This window comes from Streptomyces sp. NPDC004284 (assembly GCF_042874035.1).
GTDB lineage: Bacteria > Actinomycetota > Actinomycetes > Streptomycetales > Streptomycetaceae > Streptomyces.
The window spans coordinates 1,030,147-1,047,627 of sequence record NZ_JBIAMJ010000001.1; the positions used below are offsets into that span (position 1 = coordinate 1,030,147).

Here is a 17,481-nt window from a genome sequence, read left to right on the forward strand (position 1 = left end):
ACGGGCCCGCTGCCTTCGTGGCAGCGGGCCCGTCCGCGTTCCGGTGTCCGCCATGTAGGGGAAGAGGAAGCCCGATCGGCGGCACGCCGCGCCCGCACGGGAAGGATGCCGACCATGACACCACCCACGGCACGCCCGGCCGAGGAGCCCTCGGGGGCCCTCTCGGTCCTGCTGACCCTCGCGGCGGGGCAGTTCCTCATGGCGCTCGACAGCTCCGTCATGAACGTGTCCATCGCGACGGTGGCCGAGGACGTCGACACCACGATCACCGGGATCCAGGGCGCCATCACCGCGTACACGCTGGTGATGGCGATGCTCATGATCCCCGGGGGCAAGGTCGGGACCCTGATCGGCCGCAAGCGGGCCTTCATGATCGGCTGCTGCGTCTACGGCGCCGGCTCCCTCACCACCGCCCTCGCGCCCAACCTCCCGCTGCTGCTGTTCGGCTGGTCGTTCCTCGAAGGCGTCGGGGCGGCGCTCATCATGCCCGCGATCGTGGCCCTGGTGGCCGGCAACTTCCCCACCGAGCGGCGCCCCATGGCGTACGGCGTCGTCGCGGCGGCCGGAGCCGTCGCGATCGCGCTCGGGCCGCTCATCGGCGGCATCGCCACGACGTACTTCTCCTGGCGCTGGGTCTTCGCCGGCGAGGTCCTGCTGGTCCTGGTGATCCTCGTGTTCGCCCGACGCATCGCCGACGCCGTCAGCGAGGAGCGCCCGCGGGTCGACTACCTGGGCGCCCTGCTCTGCGCGGCCGGACTCGGGGTCTTCGTGTACGGCGTGCTCCGCTCGGACGAGTGGGGCTGGGTGCGGCCGAAGACGGACGCGCCCGCCTGGCTCGGGGTGTCGCTGGTCGTGTGGCTGATGCTGGCGGGACTGCTGCTCATCTGGTTCTTCCTGCGCTGGGAGTCCCGGCTCGTCGCACGTCACCGGGAGCCGCTCGTCCACCCGGACATGCTGCGCAACCGGCAGCTGGCCGGCGGCCTGACCATGTTCTTCTTCCAGTACCTGGTGCAGATGGGCGTCTTCTTCGTCGTCCCGCTCTATCTGTCGGTCGCGCTGGGGCTGTCCGCGCTCGCCACCGGCGCCTGGATCCTGCCGCTGTCGGTGACCCTGCTGGCCGCCGCCCTCCTGATCCCCCGGCTCTTCCCCGACGCGTCCCCGCGCCGGGTGGTACGGATCGGGGTGTTCGCGCTGCTCGCGGGCGCGGTCGTGCTGATGGCCGCGCTCGACGCGGACGCCGGGCCGGAGGTCGTCACCCTGCCGCTGCTGCTCGTCGGCTTCGGGATGGGCGCGCTGGCCTCCCAGCTGGGCGCGGTCACCGTGTCCGCCGTCCCGGACCGGCAGAGCGCGGAGGTCGGCGGCATCCAGAACTCCGTCACCAACCTCGGCGCCTCGATCGGCACCGCCCTCGCCGGATCGCTCATGATCGGCGTGCTCACCTCGTCGTTCCTGGCCTCCGTGGAACAGAACCCGGCGGTCCCCGCCGAGGTGAAGGAGACGGCCGTCGTGGAGCTCGCGAGCGGCGTCCCCTTCCTCTCGGACGAGCAGCTCACCACCGCCCTGGACGAGGCCGGCGCCAGCCCGGAGGTGACCTCGGCCGCGCTCGACGCGAACGCCGCCGCCCGTCTCGACGGCCTGCGCGCGGCCCTCGCGATCCTCGCCGCCGTCTCCGTCGTGGCGCTCTTCTTCACCTCGCGCATCCCCACGACCCAGCCGGGCCGTCCCGGGCCCTGAGCCCCCGCGTCCTTCACGCGCCGGGACACCGGCGCGTGTCTGCGACACTGGTAGGACCATGCCGAAGCCCGGAGAACTCACTTTCGTCGCCCCCCGCGGAGCCAAGAAGCCGCCGCGGCACCTGGCCGACCTCACGCCCGCCGAGCGGAAGGAGGCCGTCGCCGCGATCGGCGAGAAGCCCTTCCGCGCCAAGCAGCTGTCCACGCACTACTTCGCGCGGTACGCGCACGACCCCGCCGAGTGGACCGACATCCCGGCCGCCTCGCGGGAGAAGCTGGCCGGGGAGCTGCTGCCCGACCTGATGTCCGTGGTGCGGCACATCTCGTGCGACGACGACACCACCCGCAAGACCCTGTGGAAGCTGCACGACGGCACGCTCGTGGAGTCGGTGCTCATGCGCTACCCCGACCGGGTGACCATGTGCATCTCCTCGCAGGCCGGCTGCGGCATGAACTGTCCGTTCTGCGCGACCGGGCAGGCGGGCCTCGACCGGAACCTGTCGACCGCCGAGATCGTGCACCAGATCGTGGACGGCATGCGGGCGCTGCGGGACGGGGAGGTGCCCGGGGGACCGGCGCGGCTCTCCAACATCGTGTTCATGGGCATGGGCGAGCCGCTCGCCAACTACAAGCGCGTCGTCGGGGCGATCCGCCGGCTGACCGACCCCGAGCCCGACGGGCTCGGCCTGTCGCAGCGGGGCATCACCGTCTCCACCGTCGGTCTCGTGCCGGCGATGCTGCGCTTCGCCGACGAGGGCTTCAAGTGCCGTCTCGCCGTCTCGCTGCACGCGCCCGACGACGAGCTGCGCGACACCCTCGTGCCCGTCAACACGCGCTGGAAGGTCCGCGAGGTCCTCGACGCGGCCTGGGAGTACGCGGAGAAGTCCGGGCGCCGGATCTCCATCGAGTACGCCCTCATCCGGGACATCAACGACCAGGCCTGGCGCGGCGACCTGCTGGGCCGCCTCCTCAAGGGCAAGCGGGTGCACGTCAACCTGATCCCGCTGAACCCGACGCCCGGTTCGAAGTGGACGGCGTCGCGCCCGGAGGACGAGAAGGCCTTCGTCGAGGCGATCGCCCGCCACGGCGTGCCGGTGACCGTCCGGGACACCCGCGGCCAGGAGATCGACGGTGCCTGTGGACAGCTCGCGGCCGCCGAGCGCTGACCTTGTAGTCTGAGCTCGAACACATCTCCATATTCCGACAGGGGAGCGCCACAGCGCTGAGAGTGCGGTAACCGTAGACCGCAGACCCTCTGAACCTCGCCCAGGTCATTCTGGGTAGGAAGTTCGGTCGTAACTCAAGCTGTTGCGCCCTGCCCGCGTCCGTCCGGACGCGGGCAGGGCCGCGTCTCTTCCTGGTCATGCCCAGGAGGAAAACCAGTGAGCATCAAGAAGGCCGCCGCCGTCGCGCTCGTCGCGGCGCTCGGCGTCACCAGCCTCGCCGCGTGCGGCGCCGACGAGATCCGGGAATCGGCCGGCAAGACCGACCGGCCCGCGCCGAAGACCGTGACGCTGGTGAGCCACGACTCGTTCAACGCCTCCAAGGAGGTGCTGGCGGCGTTCACCCAGCAGACCGGTTACACGGTCAAGGTGCTGAAGAGCGGCGACGCCGGCGAGGCCGTCAACAAGGAGATCCTGACCAAGGGCTCCCCGCAGGGCGACGTCTTCTTCGGCGTCGACAACACGCTGCTCTCCCGCGCCCTCGACAACGGGATCTTCGTCCCGTACGAGGCGAAGGGCCTGGACCGGGTCCCGGCCGCGTACCAGCTCGACAAGGAGCACCGGGTCACCCCGATCGACTCCGGCGACATCTGCGTCAACTACGACAAGAAGTACTTCGCGGACAAGAAGCTGGCGCCGCCGGTGACCTTCGACGACCTGGCGAAGCCGGCGTACAAGGACCTCCTCGTGGTGGAGAACCCCGAGCGGTCCTCCCCGGGCCTCGGCTTCCTCCTCGGCACCGCCGCCCGGTACGGCGACGACGGCTGGCAGGACTACTGGAAGAAGCTCAAGGCCAACGGCGTGAAGACCGTCGACAGCTGGGAGCTCGCCTACAACCAGGAGTTCTCCGGCTCGGCCGGCGGCAAGCAGGCCAAGGGTGACCGGCCGCTCGTCGTGTCGTACGCCTCCAGCCCGCCGGCCGAGGTGCTGTACGGCGAGCCGCAGCCGAAGGTGGCGCCCACCGGGGTCTCCACCGGCACCTGCTTCCGCCAGGTCGAGTTCGCGGGCCTGCTGAACGGCGCGAAGAACCCCGAGGGCGGCAAGGCGCTGATCGACTTCCTGATCTCCAAGAAGTTCCAGGAGGACATGCCGCTCCAGATGTTCGTCAACCCGGTGGCGAAGGACGCGGCCCTGCCGGAGCTCTTCACCAAGCACGGCGTGGTGATCGAGAAGCCGCAGACCATGGCGCCCCAGAAGATCGCCGAGAAGCGCGACGCGTGGATCCAGCAGTGGTCGTCGCTCGTTCTGAAGTAGCGCGTCCTGCGGCAGGGCGGGACGTCCGGGGGAGCGTGACGCGGCTGGGGCTGATGGCCCTGCCCGTCGCGTTCTTCGGGGTCTTCTTCGCCTGGCCCGTCGTGTCCATCGTGGACCGGGGGCTGCGGCCCGACGGCGCCTGGCGGTTCGGCCGGATCGGCGAGACGCTGAGCCGGCCGGACATCCTCGACGTGCTCGGCTTCACCGTGTGGCAGGCGCTCGCCTCCACCGGGCTCACCCTGCTGGTCGCGCTGCCCGGGGCGTACGTCTTCGCCCGCTTCGACTTCCCCGGCAAGAGCGTGCTGCGGGCCGTCGTCACGGTGCCGTTCGTGCTGCCGACGGTCCTCGTCGGCACGGCGTTCCTGGCGCTCGTCGGCCGGGGCGGGCTCACCGACGAGCTGTGGGGGCTGCGGCTCGACACCAGCGTGTGGGCGATCCTCCTCGCGCACGTCTTCTTCAACTACGCGGTCGTCGTCCGGACCGTCGGCGGCCTCTGGTCGCAGCTCGACCCGCGCCAGGAGGAGGCCGCCCGGGTCCTCGGCGCCTCCCGCTGGACGGCCTGGCGGACGGTGACGCTGCCCGCGCTCGTGCCGGCGGTGGCGGCGGCCGCCCTGATGGTCTTCCTCTTCACCTTCACCTCCTTCGGCGTCGTGCAGATCCTCGGCGGGAACGCCTACTCCACCCTCGAGGCCGAGATCTACCGGCAGACCGCCCGGCTGCTCGACCTGCCCACGGCGGCCGTGCTCACCCTGGTGCAGTTCGCGGCCGTCGGCGCGATCCTCGGCGTGCACGCCTGGACGGTACGGCGGCGGGAGACCGCGCTCCGGCTCGTACCGCCGGAGACGACCGCGCGCCGGCCGCGCGGCGCCGGACAGTGGGCGCTGCTCGCGGGCGTCCTCGCCTCCGTGGCGCTGCTGATCCTGCTGCCGCTCGGCGTGCTCGTGGAGCGCTCCTTCGCGGAGCCGGGCGGGTACGGGCTCGGCTACTACCGGGCGCTCGGCACGCTCGACGAGGCCGGGACCTTCCTCGTCCCGCCCCTGGAGGCGATCGGGAACTCGCTGCGGTACGCGGTGGCCGCCACCGCCATCGCCGTGGTGATCGGCGGGCTCGCGGCGGCGGCGCTCACCCGCCGACGGGCCGGGCGGCTCGTACGGGGCTTCGACGCGCTGCTCATGCTGCCGCTCGGGGTCTCCGCCGTCACCGTCGGCTTCGGCTTCCTCATCACCCTCGACGAGCCGCCGCTCGACCTGCGGGCCAGCTGGATCCTCGTACCGCTCGCACAGGCCCTGGTCGGCGTCCCCTTCGTCGTACGGACGATGCTGCCGGTCCTGCGGGCGGTGGACGAGCGGCTGCGGGAGGCGGCGGCCGTGCTCGGCGCCTCGCCGTGGCGGGCCTGGCGGGAGGTGGACCTGCCGATGGTGCGGCGGGCGCTGCTCGTCGCGGCCGGGTTCGCCTTCGCCGTGTCGCTCGGCGAGTTCGGGGCGACCGTCTTCATCGCCCGGCCCGAGAGCCCGACGCTCCCCGTGGCGGTGGCCCGGCTGCTCGGCCGGCCCGGCGCGCTCAACTACGGCCAGGCGATGGCCCTCTCGACGATTCTGATGGTGGTGTGCGCGGTGTCCCTGCTGCTGCTCGAACGACTCCGCACCGACCGGACCTCCGGGGAGTTCTGATGCTTTCGATCGAGGACGCGACCGTACGGTTCGGGGAGCGGGCCGTGCTCGACGCCGTCGACCTGGAGGTCGCCGAGCACGAGATCGTGTGCGTGCTCGGCCCCAGCGGCAGCGGCAAGTCCACGATGCTGCGGGCCGTCGCCGGGCTCCAGGCGCTCGACGGCGGCCGGATCCTGCTCGGCGGCGCCGACCAGACCGGGGTGCCGGTGCACAAGCGGGGCGTCGGCCTGATGTTCCAGGACCACCAGCTGTTCCCGCAGCGGGACGTCGGCGGGAACGTCGCCTTCGGGCTGCGGATGCGGGGCGCCGGGAAGAGCGAGCAGGCCGAGCGCGTACGGGAGCTGCTCGACCTCGTCGGCCTCCCGGGCGCCGAGCGGCGGTCCGTCGCCGCGCTCTCCGGCGGCGAGCAGCAGCGCGTGGCGCTCGCCCGCGCCCTGGCCCCCCGGCCCCGGCTCCTGATGCTCGACGAGCCGCTCGGCCAGCTCGACCGGGGGCTGCGGGAGCGGCTCGTCGTGGAGCTGCGGCAGCTCTTCGGACGGCTCGGGACGACGGTCCTCGCCGTCACCCACGACCAGGGCGAGGCCTTCGCGCTCGCCGACCGGCTCGTGGTCATGCGGGACGGGCGGATCGCCCAGTCGGGTGCGCCCGCCGATGTGTGGCGGCGGCCCGCCTCGGAGTTCGTGGCGCGGTTCCTGGGCTTCGACAACGTGGTGGCGGCGCGGGTGACCGGAGCGGTCGCGCAGACCGTGTGGGGGAAGATGCCCGTCCCGGACGGCTCGCCGGAGGGGGAGCGGCGGCTCCTCGTCCGCCCGGGCGGGGTGCGGCTCGTGGAGGCGGGGCCGGGGGCGGTCTGGACGGTGGAGTCCCGGACCTTCCGGGGCAGTCAGGTCCTCGTACGGCTCCGCCCGGCCGAAGGACCGGCGCTGGAGGCCGAGCTCCCGCTGCGGGAGGCGCCGGAGGAGGGCGCCGGGGTGGGCGTGGAGTTCCGGGCGGAGGACGTGGTGGTGCTCGGGGACGACGCTCCCTAGAGGGGTGCTCGGGGACGACGCTCCGTAGCGCGGGGTGCGATGAGTTTTCGTCGCCGGGGGAGTCTCCTGTGTGTTCGTCGTTTTCCCGTCGACCACGCAGGAGGAAGCCGTGGGCCAGCTGCTCAGAGTCCAGAACTTCAACGTCTCGTCCGATGGATACGGTGCCGGTGAGGGGCAGAGCCTCGAAAGGCCGTTCGGCCATGCCGAGCCCGGGGAGATGTTCTCCTGGGCCGGCGCCACGGCGAGCTGGCCCATGCGGACCGACCCCGGCGGCAGCCGTGGCCTCGACGACTACCTGACGCGGGACTACGCGCGGAACATCGGCGCCGAGATCATGGGCCGCAACAAGTTCTCGCCCCTGCGCGGGCCCTGGGAGAACGAGGACTGGCGCGGCTGGTGGGGCGAGGAGCCGCCGTTCCGCACGCCGGTGTTCGTCCTGACGCACCACCCGCGCCCCTCGTTCACGCTCGCCGACACCACCTTCCACTTCGTCGACGCCGACCCCGCGACCGTCCTCGGGATGGCGAAGGAGGCGGCGGGCGGCAAGGACGTCCGCCTCGGCGGCGGGGCCATGACGATCCGGGAGTTCCTGGACGCGGATCTCGTCGACACGCTGCACGTCGCCGTGTCGCCGGTGAAGCTCGGATCCGGGTCACGGCTGTGGGAGTCCCCCGAGGAGCTGTACGACCGCTTCCACTGCGACATCGTGCCCAGTCCTGGTGGTCGGGTGACGCACCATCTGTTCTGGCGGAAGTGAGGTCCTAGCACCTGATGCACGCCCTCCGGGTCGCCCGCTGGTAGGCGCGGGCGGCCCGGCCGAGGGCGAGGCCGTAGCCGCAGAAGCCGCCGTACGCGACGACGACCACCCACGGGGCGTGGTCCGCCATGCCGACGGTGATCACTCCCGTCCAGGCCAGCAGGCCGAAGACGGCCAGGAACGCCCCGAACGGCGCCAGCGCGCCCGCCCCCGTCCACCCGAGCGCGAGCAGCGGAAGCCGGGGCAGCCGCCGGCCCCACGGGCGGGTCAGCGCGAGCGCGAGGGCCATGCCGAGGAGCGCCAGGACGGCGGTGACGTCGATCCCGTGGTCGTACAGCCGGATGCCCAGGTCGCTGGTGTACCGCGGGTCGACACCGGGGCGGCCGGTGCCCGTGTAGCCGGGGGTGATGCCCAGGGCCCAGAGCGTCTTCAGGGCGGCGTACGGGACGAGGGCGGCGACGGCGACGAGACCGGCGCGGGTGGCGGGCCGGGCGGCCGTGGCTCCGGTGCGGGGGCCGCGCCCGCCGCAGTACGGGCACGTGCCCTGCGTCCGGCGCCGACGGGCGAGGGCCGCGCAGCCCCATAACACCGCGCCCAGGACGGCGAGGAACTGGTTGACGAGAGCCGCCCAGTCGACCGGGTCCTGGTTGCGGGACAGGAAGAACAGCAGGTGGACGGGGCTGAGGAGGGCCGGGAAGCCCGAGGTCAGGCAGAGCGCGACGACCGCCCACGCCGCCGTCGGGAGCCACCGGACGCCGGGGCGGCGCAGCAGGGCGTACGCGAGGACGGCGGCCGCCCCGTACAGCACCGCCGCGGCCGTCTCCGGTCCGGTGCCCGTGCCCTTGGCGAGGAGGGCGTAGCCGAAGGCGGGGCCCGTGAGCGCGGCGAGGGCCGCGCCCGTGGCGTACAGCAGCGACCAGACGAACGCGGCGCGGCCCGCCCAGGACGGCCACGTGGACAGGAGTGTCTTCGGAGTCATGGCCCGAGACTGTCGTCGGAGGACTCCCGGGGCATCGGCCCCCGGGCGCGGCCGTCTCCGCCGCGCGGCGGAGGCCGGCTACCTCCCGAGTCGCTCCAGCGCCGCCGGCGCCTCGTCGATCGAGTCCACCAGGGCGATCCGGGCCGCCATCGGGCGGCCGGCGGCGAGGGCCTCCAGGAGGGGCCAGGCCGGGAGGCGGGTGGTCCAGTGGGCGCGGTTCACCAGGACCATCGGGGTCGGGGCGGTCCGGGAGGCGTAGTAGTTCGGGGTCGCGTTGTCGAAGATCTCCTGGACCGTGCCCGCCGCGCCCGGGAGGAAGACGATCCCGGCCGTCGAGCGGGCGAGGAGGCCGTCCTCCCGGGTGGCGTTGGCGAAGTACTTGGCGATGTGCTGGGCGAAGGGGTTCGGCGGCTCGTGGCCGTAGAACCAGGTGGGGATGCCGACCGAGTCCCCTCCGCCCGGCCACCGGGCCCGTACGGCGAAGGCGGCGCGGGCCCAGTCCGTCACCGACGGGGCGAAGGACGGGGCCCGGGCGAGGAGGTCCAGGGACTTGGGGAGGGCCTCGTCCTCGTGGGGCGCCAGGTACGCGCCGAGGTTCGCCGCCTCCATCGCGCCCGGCCCGCCGCCGGTCGCCACGGTCAGCCCGGCGCGGGCCAGGGACCTGCCGAGCCGGGCCGCGCCCGCGTACGCCTCGGTGCCCCGGCCCATCGCGTGCCCGCCCATGACGCCGACGACCCCGGCCCCGTCGAGGAGCTCGTCGAGGGCGTCGGAGACGGCGTCGTCGTGGAGGGAGCGGAGCATCGAGGAGAAGATGTCGCCGTCGGCCCGGGTCCGGCCGAACCACGCGTACGCCAGGAAGTCGGGCGTCGACTCGTACCCGGTCTCGGCGATCCCCTCGTAGAGCTCCCCGGGGGTGTAGAGCCGCGCCCGGTAGGGGTCGAAGGGCAGTTGGGGGACGGGAGGGAAGACGAGCGCCCCGTCGGCGCGGACCTTGGCGGCGGCCTCCGGCTCCATGGGACAGCCGAGGAAGACGGCGTCCTTGGTGGCCGCGGCGAGCAGCGCGAAGGTCCGGTCGGTGAGGTCGACCGACTGGATCCGCTGCCCGGCGAGCGAGCCCGGCCGGCCGAGCGCCGCGTCGAACTCGGCGAGGGTGTGGATCTCGCGTTCATGCCCACGCGGTCTGGGCGGGCGGTGTGCCGGGGGAAGCGTCGCCATGGGCCCACGATAGGGGCCGCCGTGGTGGGCGGCCCCTCGTGCGGGCGGCTGGGCCGGGTCGGGGAGGCTCGGCCGGTCGAGGTGGCTCGGCCGGTCGGAGTGGCTCGGCCGATCGAGGCCGTTCGGTCGGTCCGGGCCGTTCGGTCGGCTGGGTGGATCAACCGGGCAGGGTCGCTCAGCCGGTCAGCGGCAGGGCCGCCAGTTCCGCGATCAGCCAGGTCAGGGGGAGGAAGACGGCGAGTAGTGCGCCGGCGCGCAGGAGGGCGGCCGTGCGGAGGACGGTGGGTGGGGCGCCGAGGCGGAGGAGCGCCTCGGTGGTGTGGGTGCGGCCTTGCCTGGATTCCAGCGCGGCGGTCAGCAGGGTGGCGGTGGTGCAGGCGAGGATCAGGGCCGCGCCGAGGCCGGTGAGGGGGCCGAAGGCGCCGGTGCCCGCGTCCGCGTCGTACAGCGCGGCCGCCGCGAGGGTCCCGGAGATCACCGCGCTGACCACGCCGAGCGGGCGGCCGATGCGGCGGGACTCGTCCATCAGGACGCGGCCCGCGAGCAGCCGGGTGGCGCCCGGCCGGACGGCCTGGAGGAGCCGGCCGCAGCCGTGGGTGAGGCCCGGGCCGGCCAGGGCGAGGCCGACGGCGGTGAGGACCCAGCCGGCGAGGACGCCCGCCGGGTTGCCGTCGAAGCGTCCCGGCAGGGGGAGCCCCTTCCCGGTGCCGCTCCGCGCCGCGTACGTCTCGATCGCGAGGCCGACCGCGACGAGGGCGACGCCCCACGGGAGCCCGGACGGCATCGTCCGCTCGGCGCCCTCCGGTGCCGCGGGCGCGGTGCGGGGGCGCAGCGCCAGGCCGGCCGCCGTGGCGGCGACGACCGGCAGGACGGCGAGCAGCGTGAGGGCGGCCGCGAGCGGGACCGGCCGGTCGGCGGCGAGGAGTCCGGCCGCCGCCCCGTCGAAGGGCAGCCCCGTGATGTCGCCGCGCAGGTGCAGGTAGAACAGGAGCGCGACCACCGAGCCGAGCGTGCAGGCGAGGGCCGTCGAGGCGGCGGCGATCGCGGTGAGCCGGGCGGGGCCGAGGCCGACGGCGGAGAGCCCGGGGCGCGGCCGGGTGCTGGGGTCGGTGCGGGCCACCGCGACGGCGAACTGGACGGTGGCGGCGAGCGGCAGGACGCACCAGAGCAGCCGCAGGGCCGAGGCCGAGGACCGCTCCGGGTGCCCGACGGCGTATCCGAGGGTGCAGAGCAGGAGGAAGCCCACCCCCGCGGCCGCGGCGGCGACGAGGAGCCGGCGCGTCAGGACGAGGGGGTGGGTCCCGCGGGCTAGACGGAGAGCGAGCACGCGGCGACGCCCTCCGCCCCTGACGCCGGAGGTACGGCGCCGACCCGGCGTCCGTCGAGAAGGGCGATCGTGCGGTCGGCGAGCGCCGCGACCTCGCCGTCGTGGGTGGCGAGGAGCACGGTGATGCCGTGCGAGCGGGCCGCGGCCGTCAGGGTGCGCAGGACCTGCGCGCCGTCGGCGCGGTGCAGGGTGGCGGTGGGTTCGTCGGCGAAGAGGACCGACGGGGTGGTGATCAGGGCGCGGGCGATCGCGATCCGCTGGCGCTCGGAGGGGGTGAGGGCGTGCGGCCGCCTGCGGGCGCAGCCGCCGATGTCGAGCCGCTCCAGCCACTCCAGGGCGGCGGTCTTCGCGGCCCGGTGGGAGGTGCCGCGGAGCAGCAGCGGCAGGGCGGTGTTCTCCCAGCCGGTGAGCTCGGGGACGAGGCCGGGCTCGGGGTCGATCCAGCCGAAGCGGTCGCGGCGGAGCCGTTCGCGCTGGGCGGGGCTCAGGGTGTGGACGGGGCTGCTGTTGAACCAGACCTCGCCCTGCTGGGCGACGAGCTGGCCGGAGAGGCAGCGCATGAGGGTGGTCTTGCCGCTGCCGCGCGGGCCGACGACGGCGAGGATCTCGCCCTCGCGGACGCCGAGGGAGACGCCGCTGAGGGCGTCCGAACCGCTCAGGGCGCAGTGCAGGGAACGCGCCCAGAGCACGTCGTTGTCCGGTGGGGCCATCGCGTACACCTCGATGTCGGATCCGATACTCGCCTTCCCCCGTCCGGGGGAACGAAGGGACGGGCCTGTCGGTCACTCGGCACCGTAAGGATTCAGATCCGCTTGTACGGACAGCACACGGCCCGGGCAGTCGCCATCCACTCGGATGGCGCATGCCCGGGCCGCGGGGGTCACGCCGTGAGGGCGGCGTGATGCTGGGGGACCTTCAGAGCCTGGTCCACGCCTCTCAGAGCTTGGTCCACGCCTCGGTGAGCACGTTGCGCAGGATGCCCTCGATCTCGTCGAAGGTGCCCTGGTCGGCGATCAGCGGCGGGGCCAGCTGGATGACCGGGTCGCCACGGTCGTCGGCGCGGCAGTACAGGCCGGCGTCGTACAGCGCCTTGGAGAGGAAGCCGTACAGGACGCGCTCCACCTCCTCGTCGTTGAAGGACTCCTTGGTGGCCTTGTCCTTGACGAGCTCGATGCCGTAGAAGAAGCCGTTGCCGCGGACGTCGCCGACGATCGGGAGGTCGTGCAGCTTCGACAGCGTCGAGTAGAAGGCGCCCTCGTTGTCCAGCACGTGCTGGTTGAGGCCTTCCTTGTCGAAGATGTCGAGGTTGGCGAGCGCGACCGCCGAGGACACCGGGTGGCCACCGAAGGTGTAGCCGTGCAGGAAGGTGTTGTCGCCCTTGTAGAACGGCTCCGCGATGCGGTCCGAGACGATGCAGGCACCGATCGGGGAGTAGCCCGAGGTCATGCCCTTGGCGCAGGTGATCATGTCCGGCACGTAGCCGAACTTGTCACAGGCGAACATCGTGCCGAGGCGGCCGAAGGCGCAGATCGTCTCGTCGGAGACGAGCAGCACGTCGTACTGGTCGCAGATCTCGCGGACGCGCTGGAAGTAGCCGGGCGGCGGCGGGAAGCAGCCACCGGCGTTCTGCACCGGCTCCAGGAAGACGGCCGCGACGGTGTCGGGGCCCTCGAAGAGGATCTGCTGCTCGATCTGGTCGGCGGCCCAGCGGCCGAAGGCCTCGGGGTCGTCGCCGTGGATCGGGGCGCGGTAGATGTTGGTGTTCGGCACCTTGTGCGCGCCGGGGACCAGCGGCTCGAAGGGGGCCTTCAGGGCCGGCAGACCGGTGATGGACAGGGCGCCCTGCGGGGTGCCGTGGTAGGCGACCGCACGCGAGATGACCTTGTACTTGGTGTGCTTGCCCTGCAGCTTGAAGTACTGCTTGGCCAGCTTCCAGGCGGTCTCGACGGCCTCGCCGCCACCGGTGGTGAAGAAGACCTTGTTGAGGTCGCCCGGGGCGTAGTCCGCGAGGCGCTCGGCGAGCTCGACGGCCTTGGGGTGCGCGTACGACCACACGGGGAAGAACGCGAGTTCCTTGGCCTGGTTGTACGCGACCTCGGCCAGTTCCTGGCGGCCGTGTCCGGCGTTGACCACGAAGAGACCCGCGAGACCGTCGAGGTAGCGCTTGCCCTTGTCGTCGAAGATGTAGGTGCCCTCACCACGCACGATGGTGGGGACGGGGTTGTTCTCGTAGGACGACATGCGGGTGAAGTGCATCCACAGGTGGTCGTACGCGGTCTTGGACAGGTCCTGGGTCACGATTATCGAGTTCCCCACATATAGGTCTGCTTCTTGAGCTTGAGGTAGACGAAGCTCTCGGTGGAGCGCACGCCGGGGAGCGTGCGGATCCGCTTGTTGATCACGTCCAGCAGGTGGTCGTCGTCCTCGCAGACGATCTCCACCATGAGGTCGAAGGAGCCCGCGGTCATCACCACGTACTCGCACTCGGCCATGGCCGTCAGCGCCTCCGCGACCGGATCCAGGTCACCCTCGACGTTGATGCCGACCATCGCCTGCCGCCGGAATCCCACGGTGAGCGGGTCGGTGACGGCGACGATCTGCATGACGCCCTGGTCGAGCAGCTTCTGGACGCGCTGCCTCACGGCCGCTTCGGAGAGGCCGACGGCCTTTCCGATCGCCGCGTAGGGACGGCGTCCGTCCTGCTGGAGCTGTTCGATGATCGCCAGGGAGACGGCATCGATCGTCGGGGACGAACCGGTTCCGGTTCTTGAGTGGTTGCTTTGACTTGCCACGCCTTCACTGTGCACCGAGATTGTCAGTCATGCAAGCCCGGAGCGATGAAATTCGTTGTGATGGGCTCCCGATCATGCTGAATCCGAAGTTGAGGGGGGTCGGGGCTATGGAAAGCGTCTGTCGAGCGATTAGGCTGAGGTGTCTCGCCCACCGGGACACCGCACAGGGACGTGCGAAGACAGAACGTGACAGGAGGGGTGGCAAGTGACCACCGAGCTGCGCCGGCTGCGTAACTACATCAACGGGGAGTTCCGCGACGCGGCCGACGGCCGCACCATCGAGGTGACCAACCCGGCCACCGGCGAGGTGTACGCCACCTCCCCGCTCTCCGGGCAGGCCGACGTCGACGCCGCCATGGAGGCTGCCGCGGCCGCCTTCCCCGCCTGGCGCGACAGCACGCCGTCCGAGCGCCAGAAGGTGCTCCTGAAGATCGCCGACGCCTTCGAGGAGCGCGCCGAGGAGCTCATCGCCGCCGAGGTCGAGAACACCGGCAAGCCGGTCGCCCTCACCGCGAGCGAGGAGATCCCGCCGATGGTGGACCAGATCCGCTTCTTCGCGGGTGCCGCCCGGATGCTCGAGGGCAAGTCCGCCGGCGAGTACATGGAGGGCATGACCTCCATCATCCGCCGCGAGCCGGTCGGCGTCTGCGCGCAGGTCGCGCCGTGGAACTACCCGATGATGATGGCCGTGTGGAAGTTCGCCCCGGCGCTCGCCGCGGGCAACACCGTCGTCCTCAAGCCCTCGGACACGACCCCCGCGTCGACCGTCCTGATGGCCGAGATCATCGGCCAGATCGTCCCCAAGGGCGTCTTCAACGTCGTCTGCGGCGACCGCGAGACGGGCAAGGCCATGGTCGAGCACCCGACCCCGGCGATGGCCTCCATCACCGGCTCGGTCCGCGCCGGCATGCAGGTCGCCGAGTCGGCGGCCAAGGACGTCAAGCGCGTCCACCTGGAGCTGGGCGGCAAGGCCCCGGTCGTCGTCTTCGAGGACACCGACATCGAGGCCGCCGTCGGCGACATCTCGGTCGCGGGCTTCTTCAACGCCGGCCAGGACTGCACCGCCGCGACCCGTGTCCTCGTGCACGAGTCCATCCACGACGAGTTCGTCGCCGCCCTCGCCAAGGCCGCCGCCGAGACGAAGACCGGCCAGCCGGACGACGAGGACGTGCTGTACGGCCCGCTCAACAACGCCAACCAGCTGAAGCAGGTCGCGGGCTTCATCGAGCGCCTCCCGGCCCACGCCAAGGTCGAGGCCGGCGGTCACCGCGTCGGCGACAAGGGCTACTTCTACGCCCCGACCGTCGTCTCCGGCCTCAAGCAGGACGACGAGATCGTCCAGAACGAGGTCTTCGGCCCGGTCATCACCGTCCAGTCCTTCACGGACGAGGCCCAGGCCCTGGAGTTCGCGAACGGCGTCGAGTACGCCCTCGCCTCCTCCGTCTGGACCAAGGACCACGCGCGCGCGATGCGCATGTCCAAGGCCCTCGACTTCGGCTGCGTGTGGATCAACACCCACATCCCGCTCGTCGCCGAGATGCCCCACGGCGGCTACAAGAAGTCCGGCTACGGCAAGGACCTCTCCGCCTACGGCTTCGAGGACTACACGCGCATCAAGCACGTCATGACCTCCCTGGGCTAAATCCCCCGGCACGTCCGCGCGGCCCCGACACCTTGATCGACAGGGTGTCGGGGCCGCGCGCCGTCGTTCGACGGACCGTCCATTGCCGCAGGTCGCAGCGGGCCGGGATGCTGCTCGGGTGAGAGCGACAGCCAGGAAACACATGTCCCGCCGGTCCCTCCTTCGCGGCATCGGCGGTGTCGGGGCCGCGACCCTGCTCGCCGGGTGCGGGGTCCCCGCCGCCTACGTCGAGGAGGGCGACCGGGCCGGCCGCGACCTCTCGGCGCGCGACCGGAGGCTCGAATTCGCCAACTGGCCGCTGTACATCGACACCGATGACGACGACGCCTCGAAGCGGCCCACCCTGGACGCCTTCCGGAAGCGGACCGGGATCTCCGTCCGGTACACCGAGGAGATCAACGACAACGACGAGTTCTTCGGCAAGATCAGCCCGTCCCTGATGAACCACCAGGAGACCGGCCGCGACCTGATCGTCGTCAGCGACTGGATGGCCGCCCGCTTCGTCCGCCTCGGCTGGGTCCAGGAGATGGACCGCGCCGCCCAGCCGAACGTCGCGAAGAACCTCAGCCCCCAGCTGCGCGAGCCCGCCTTCGACCCCGGCCGGCTGCACAGCGTGCCCTGGCAGTCCGGGATCACCGGCATCGCGTACAACCGGAAGAAGCTCGGCCGGGAACTGCGCTCCACCAAGGAACTGTGGGCCGACGACCTGCGCGGCAAGGTCACCCTGCTCTCCGGCCTCGACGAGTCCATGGCGCTGCTCCTCCTCGGCAACGGCGTCGACGTGGCCAAGTGGACCGCCGACGACTTCCACGCCCTGTGCGAGCAGATCGAGGGACTCGTACGGAAGAAGCACATCCGGCGCTTCACCGGCAACGACTACATCAAGGACCTGTCCACCGGCGACGTCCTCGCCTGCCAGGCGTACTCCGGCGACGTCATCCAGCTCAAGGCCGACAACCCGGACATCGAGTTCGTCGTCCCCGAGGAGGGCGCCGAGCTGTGGGCCGAGTCCCTCATGATCCCCAACCTGGCCCGGCACAAGTCCAACGCCGAGAAGCTCGTCGACTACTACTACGAGCCCGAGGTCGCCGCCGAACTCGCCGCCTGGGTCAACTACGTCTGCCCGGTGCCGGCCGCCCAGCACGTCCTGGCGAACTCCGGCGACGAGGAACTCGTCGCGCTCGCCGAGGACCCGCTGATCTTCCCGGACGCCGACATGCGCGGCCGGCTCGCCATCGCCCGGGACATCACCGCCGAGGAGCGCCAGGAGTTCGCGAAGAGGTGGAACTCGATCGTCGGCCTGTGAGTTGCACGATCATGACCACCACACGTCTCAACCCCCTGGTGACCTATGGCCTGTTCCTCGCCTGGGCCGTGCACGACGCCGAGGAGCTGGCGCGCGGACCGCGCTGGGTCCGGGAGAACCTGCCGGCGCTGCGCGAGCGCTGGCCCGGAGCGCCGGAGCGGGTGTGGAAGGCCGTCGAGTCCGTCGACGAGCGCGAGTTCGCCGCCGCCGTCGGGGTGATGGCGGTGATCGTCGGCGCGGCCTCCGTGGCGGGCGCGCGCTCCGGCGGCCGGTCGGCCTTCTACCAGGGCGCGGTGACCGGCTTCGGACTGCACGGGCTCGTCCACCTCGCCCAGGCCGCCGTCGTACGGGACGCGACCCCCGGCGCGCCCACCTCGCCGCTCGTCGTCATCCCCTTCTCCCTGTGGGCCCGGGCCCGGCTGCGCCGGGCCGGGGTGCTGCGGCCGACCACCGCCAAGGGGGCGGCGGCGGGACTCGCGCTGGCGGCGGGGGCGACGGTGGTCTCGCACGCGGTGGGGCGAAGGGTCGCCGCCCGGTTCTGAGCGCGCTCAAAAA

15 protein-coding genes and 1 riboswitch are annotated in these 17,481 nt (G+C 72.2%); of the genes, 9 read left to right on the forward strand and 6 right to left on the reverse strand.

What is annotated here, in order from left to right:
• The first annotated feature begins 114 nt into the window (after positions 1 to 114).
• The 6 genes from ACFYUS_RS04780 to ACFYUS_RS04805 all read left to right on the forward strand — a co-directional run bounded on the left by ACFYUS_RS04780 (position 115) and on the right by ACFYUS_RS04805 (position 7,665).
• Positions 115 to 1,734: an MFS transporter gene (locus ACFYUS_RS04780; RefSeq protein WP_388845765.1), complete on the forward strand. Its 1,620-nt coding sequence runs from the start codon at positions 115 to 117 to the stop codon at positions 1,732 to 1,734.
• A gap of 58 nt (positions 1,735 to 1,792) precedes the next feature.
• A complete protein-coding gene (gene rlmN / locus ACFYUS_RS04785; RefSeq protein ID WP_388845767.1) occupies positions 1,793 to 2,899 on the forward strand; it encodes a 23S rRNA (adenine(2503)-C(2))-methyltransferase RlmN in 1,107 nt (368 codons plus the stop codon).
• Between the two features lie 29 nt (positions 2,900 to 2,928).
• Positions 2,929 to 3,038, forward strand: a riboswitch (TPP riboswitch).
• 77 nt (positions 3,039 to 3,115) lie between these two features.
• A complete protein-coding gene (locus ACFYUS_RS04790) occupies positions 3,116 to 4,210 on the forward strand; it encodes a thiamine ABC transporter substrate binding subunit (RefSeq protein WP_388845770.1) in 1,095 nt (364 codons plus the stop codon).
• Positions 4,186 to 5,880 (forward strand): ABC transporter permease, encoded by a 1,695-nt coding sequence (locus ACFYUS_RS04795; RefSeq protein WP_388845999.1) that lies wholly within the window; start codon positions 4,186 to 4,188, stop codon positions 5,878 to 5,880. Before ACFYUS_RS04790 ends, ACFYUS_RS04795 begins: the two co-directional genes overlap by 25 nt.
• Positions 5,880 to 6,908 carry an ABC transporter ATP-binding protein gene (locus ACFYUS_RS04800; RefSeq protein ID WP_388845773.1) on the forward strand — a complete coding sequence of 343 codons (1,029 nt, stop codon included), beginning with the start codon at positions 5,880 to 5,882 and terminating at the stop codon, positions 6,906 to 6,908. The genes ACFYUS_RS04795 and ACFYUS_RS04800 overlap by 1 nt, the downstream gene beginning before the upstream one ends.
• A gap of 109 nt (positions 6,909 to 7,017) precedes the next feature.
• Positions 7,018 to 7,665: a dihydrofolate reductase family protein gene (locus ACFYUS_RS04805; protein WP_388846002.1), complete on the forward strand. Its 648-nt coding sequence runs from the start codon at positions 7,018 to 7,020 to the stop codon at positions 7,663 to 7,665.
• A 4-nt stretch (positions 7,666 to 7,669) separates the two neighbouring features.
• Here ACFYUS_RS04805 and ACFYUS_RS04810 read toward each other — a convergent pair whose 3' ends face one another.
• From ACFYUS_RS04810 to ACFYUS_RS04835, 6 genes are all read right to left on the reverse strand, one after another.
• On the reverse strand, positions 7,670 to 8,644 hold the full coding sequence (locus tag ACFYUS_RS04810; RefSeq protein WP_388845776.1) for a hypothetical protein: 975 nt from the start codon (positions 8,642 to 8,644) through the stop codon (positions 7,670 to 7,672).
• A gap of 78 nt (positions 8,645 to 8,722) precedes the next feature.
• Complete coding sequence (locus tag ACFYUS_RS04815; protein WP_388845779.1) at positions 8,723 to 9,859, reverse strand: LOG family protein; 1,137 nt, start codon at positions 9,857 to 9,859, stop codon at positions 8,723 to 8,725.
• Between the two features lie 175 nt (positions 9,860 to 10,034).
• Positions 10,035 to 11,186 carry a hypothetical protein gene (locus ACFYUS_RS04820; protein WP_388845782.1) on the reverse strand — a complete coding sequence of 384 codons (1,152 nt, stop codon included), beginning with the start codon at positions 11,184 to 11,186 and terminating at the stop codon, positions 10,035 to 10,037.
• Complete coding sequence (locus ACFYUS_RS04825; protein WP_388845785.1) at positions 11,168 to 11,896, reverse strand: ABC transporter ATP-binding protein; 729 nt, start codon at positions 11,894 to 11,896, stop codon at positions 11,168 to 11,170. Before ACFYUS_RS04825 ends, ACFYUS_RS04820 begins: the two co-directional genes overlap by 19 nt.
• 226 nt (positions 11,897 to 12,122) lie before the next feature.
• Positions 12,123 to 13,502, reverse strand: a complete 1,380-nt coding sequence (locus ACFYUS_RS04830) for an aspartate aminotransferase family protein (protein WP_388845788.1) — start codon at positions 13,500 to 13,502, stop codon at positions 12,123 to 12,125.
• Positions 13,487 to 13,993, reverse strand: coding sequence for an Lrp/AsnC family transcriptional regulator (locus ACFYUS_RS04835; RefSeq protein ID WP_388845791.1), 507 nt, complete (start codon positions 13,991 to 13,993; stop codon positions 13,487 to 13,489). The genes ACFYUS_RS04830 and ACFYUS_RS04835 overlap by 16 nt, the downstream gene beginning before the upstream one ends.
• A gap of 190 nt (positions 13,994 to 14,183) precedes the next feature.
• Here ACFYUS_RS04835 and ACFYUS_RS04840 point away from each other — a divergent pair, with 190 nt between their 5' ends.
• From ACFYUS_RS04840 to ACFYUS_RS04850, 3 genes are all read left to right on the forward strand, one after another.
• The gene (locus tag ACFYUS_RS04840) at positions 14,184 to 15,620 is read left to right on the forward strand and encodes a gamma-aminobutyraldehyde dehydrogenase (protein ID WP_388845794.1); all 1,437 of its coding nucleotides are present in this window, start codon (positions 14,184 to 14,186) and stop codon (positions 15,618 to 15,620) included.
• Positions 15,621 to 15,762: 142 nt separating this feature from the next.
• Complete coding sequence (locus ACFYUS_RS04845) at positions 15,763 to 16,926, forward strand: PotD/PotF family extracellular solute-binding protein (RefSeq protein ID WP_388845795.1); 1,164 nt, start codon at positions 15,763 to 15,765, stop codon at positions 16,924 to 16,926.
• A gap of 11 nt (positions 16,927 to 16,937) precedes the next feature.
• On the forward strand, positions 16,938 to 17,468 hold the full coding sequence (locus tag ACFYUS_RS04850) for an HXXEE domain-containing protein (protein ID WP_388845798.1): 531 nt from the start codon (positions 16,938 to 16,940) through the stop codon (positions 17,466 to 17,468).
• The last annotated feature ends 13 nt before the right edge of the window (positions 17,469 to 17,481 follow it).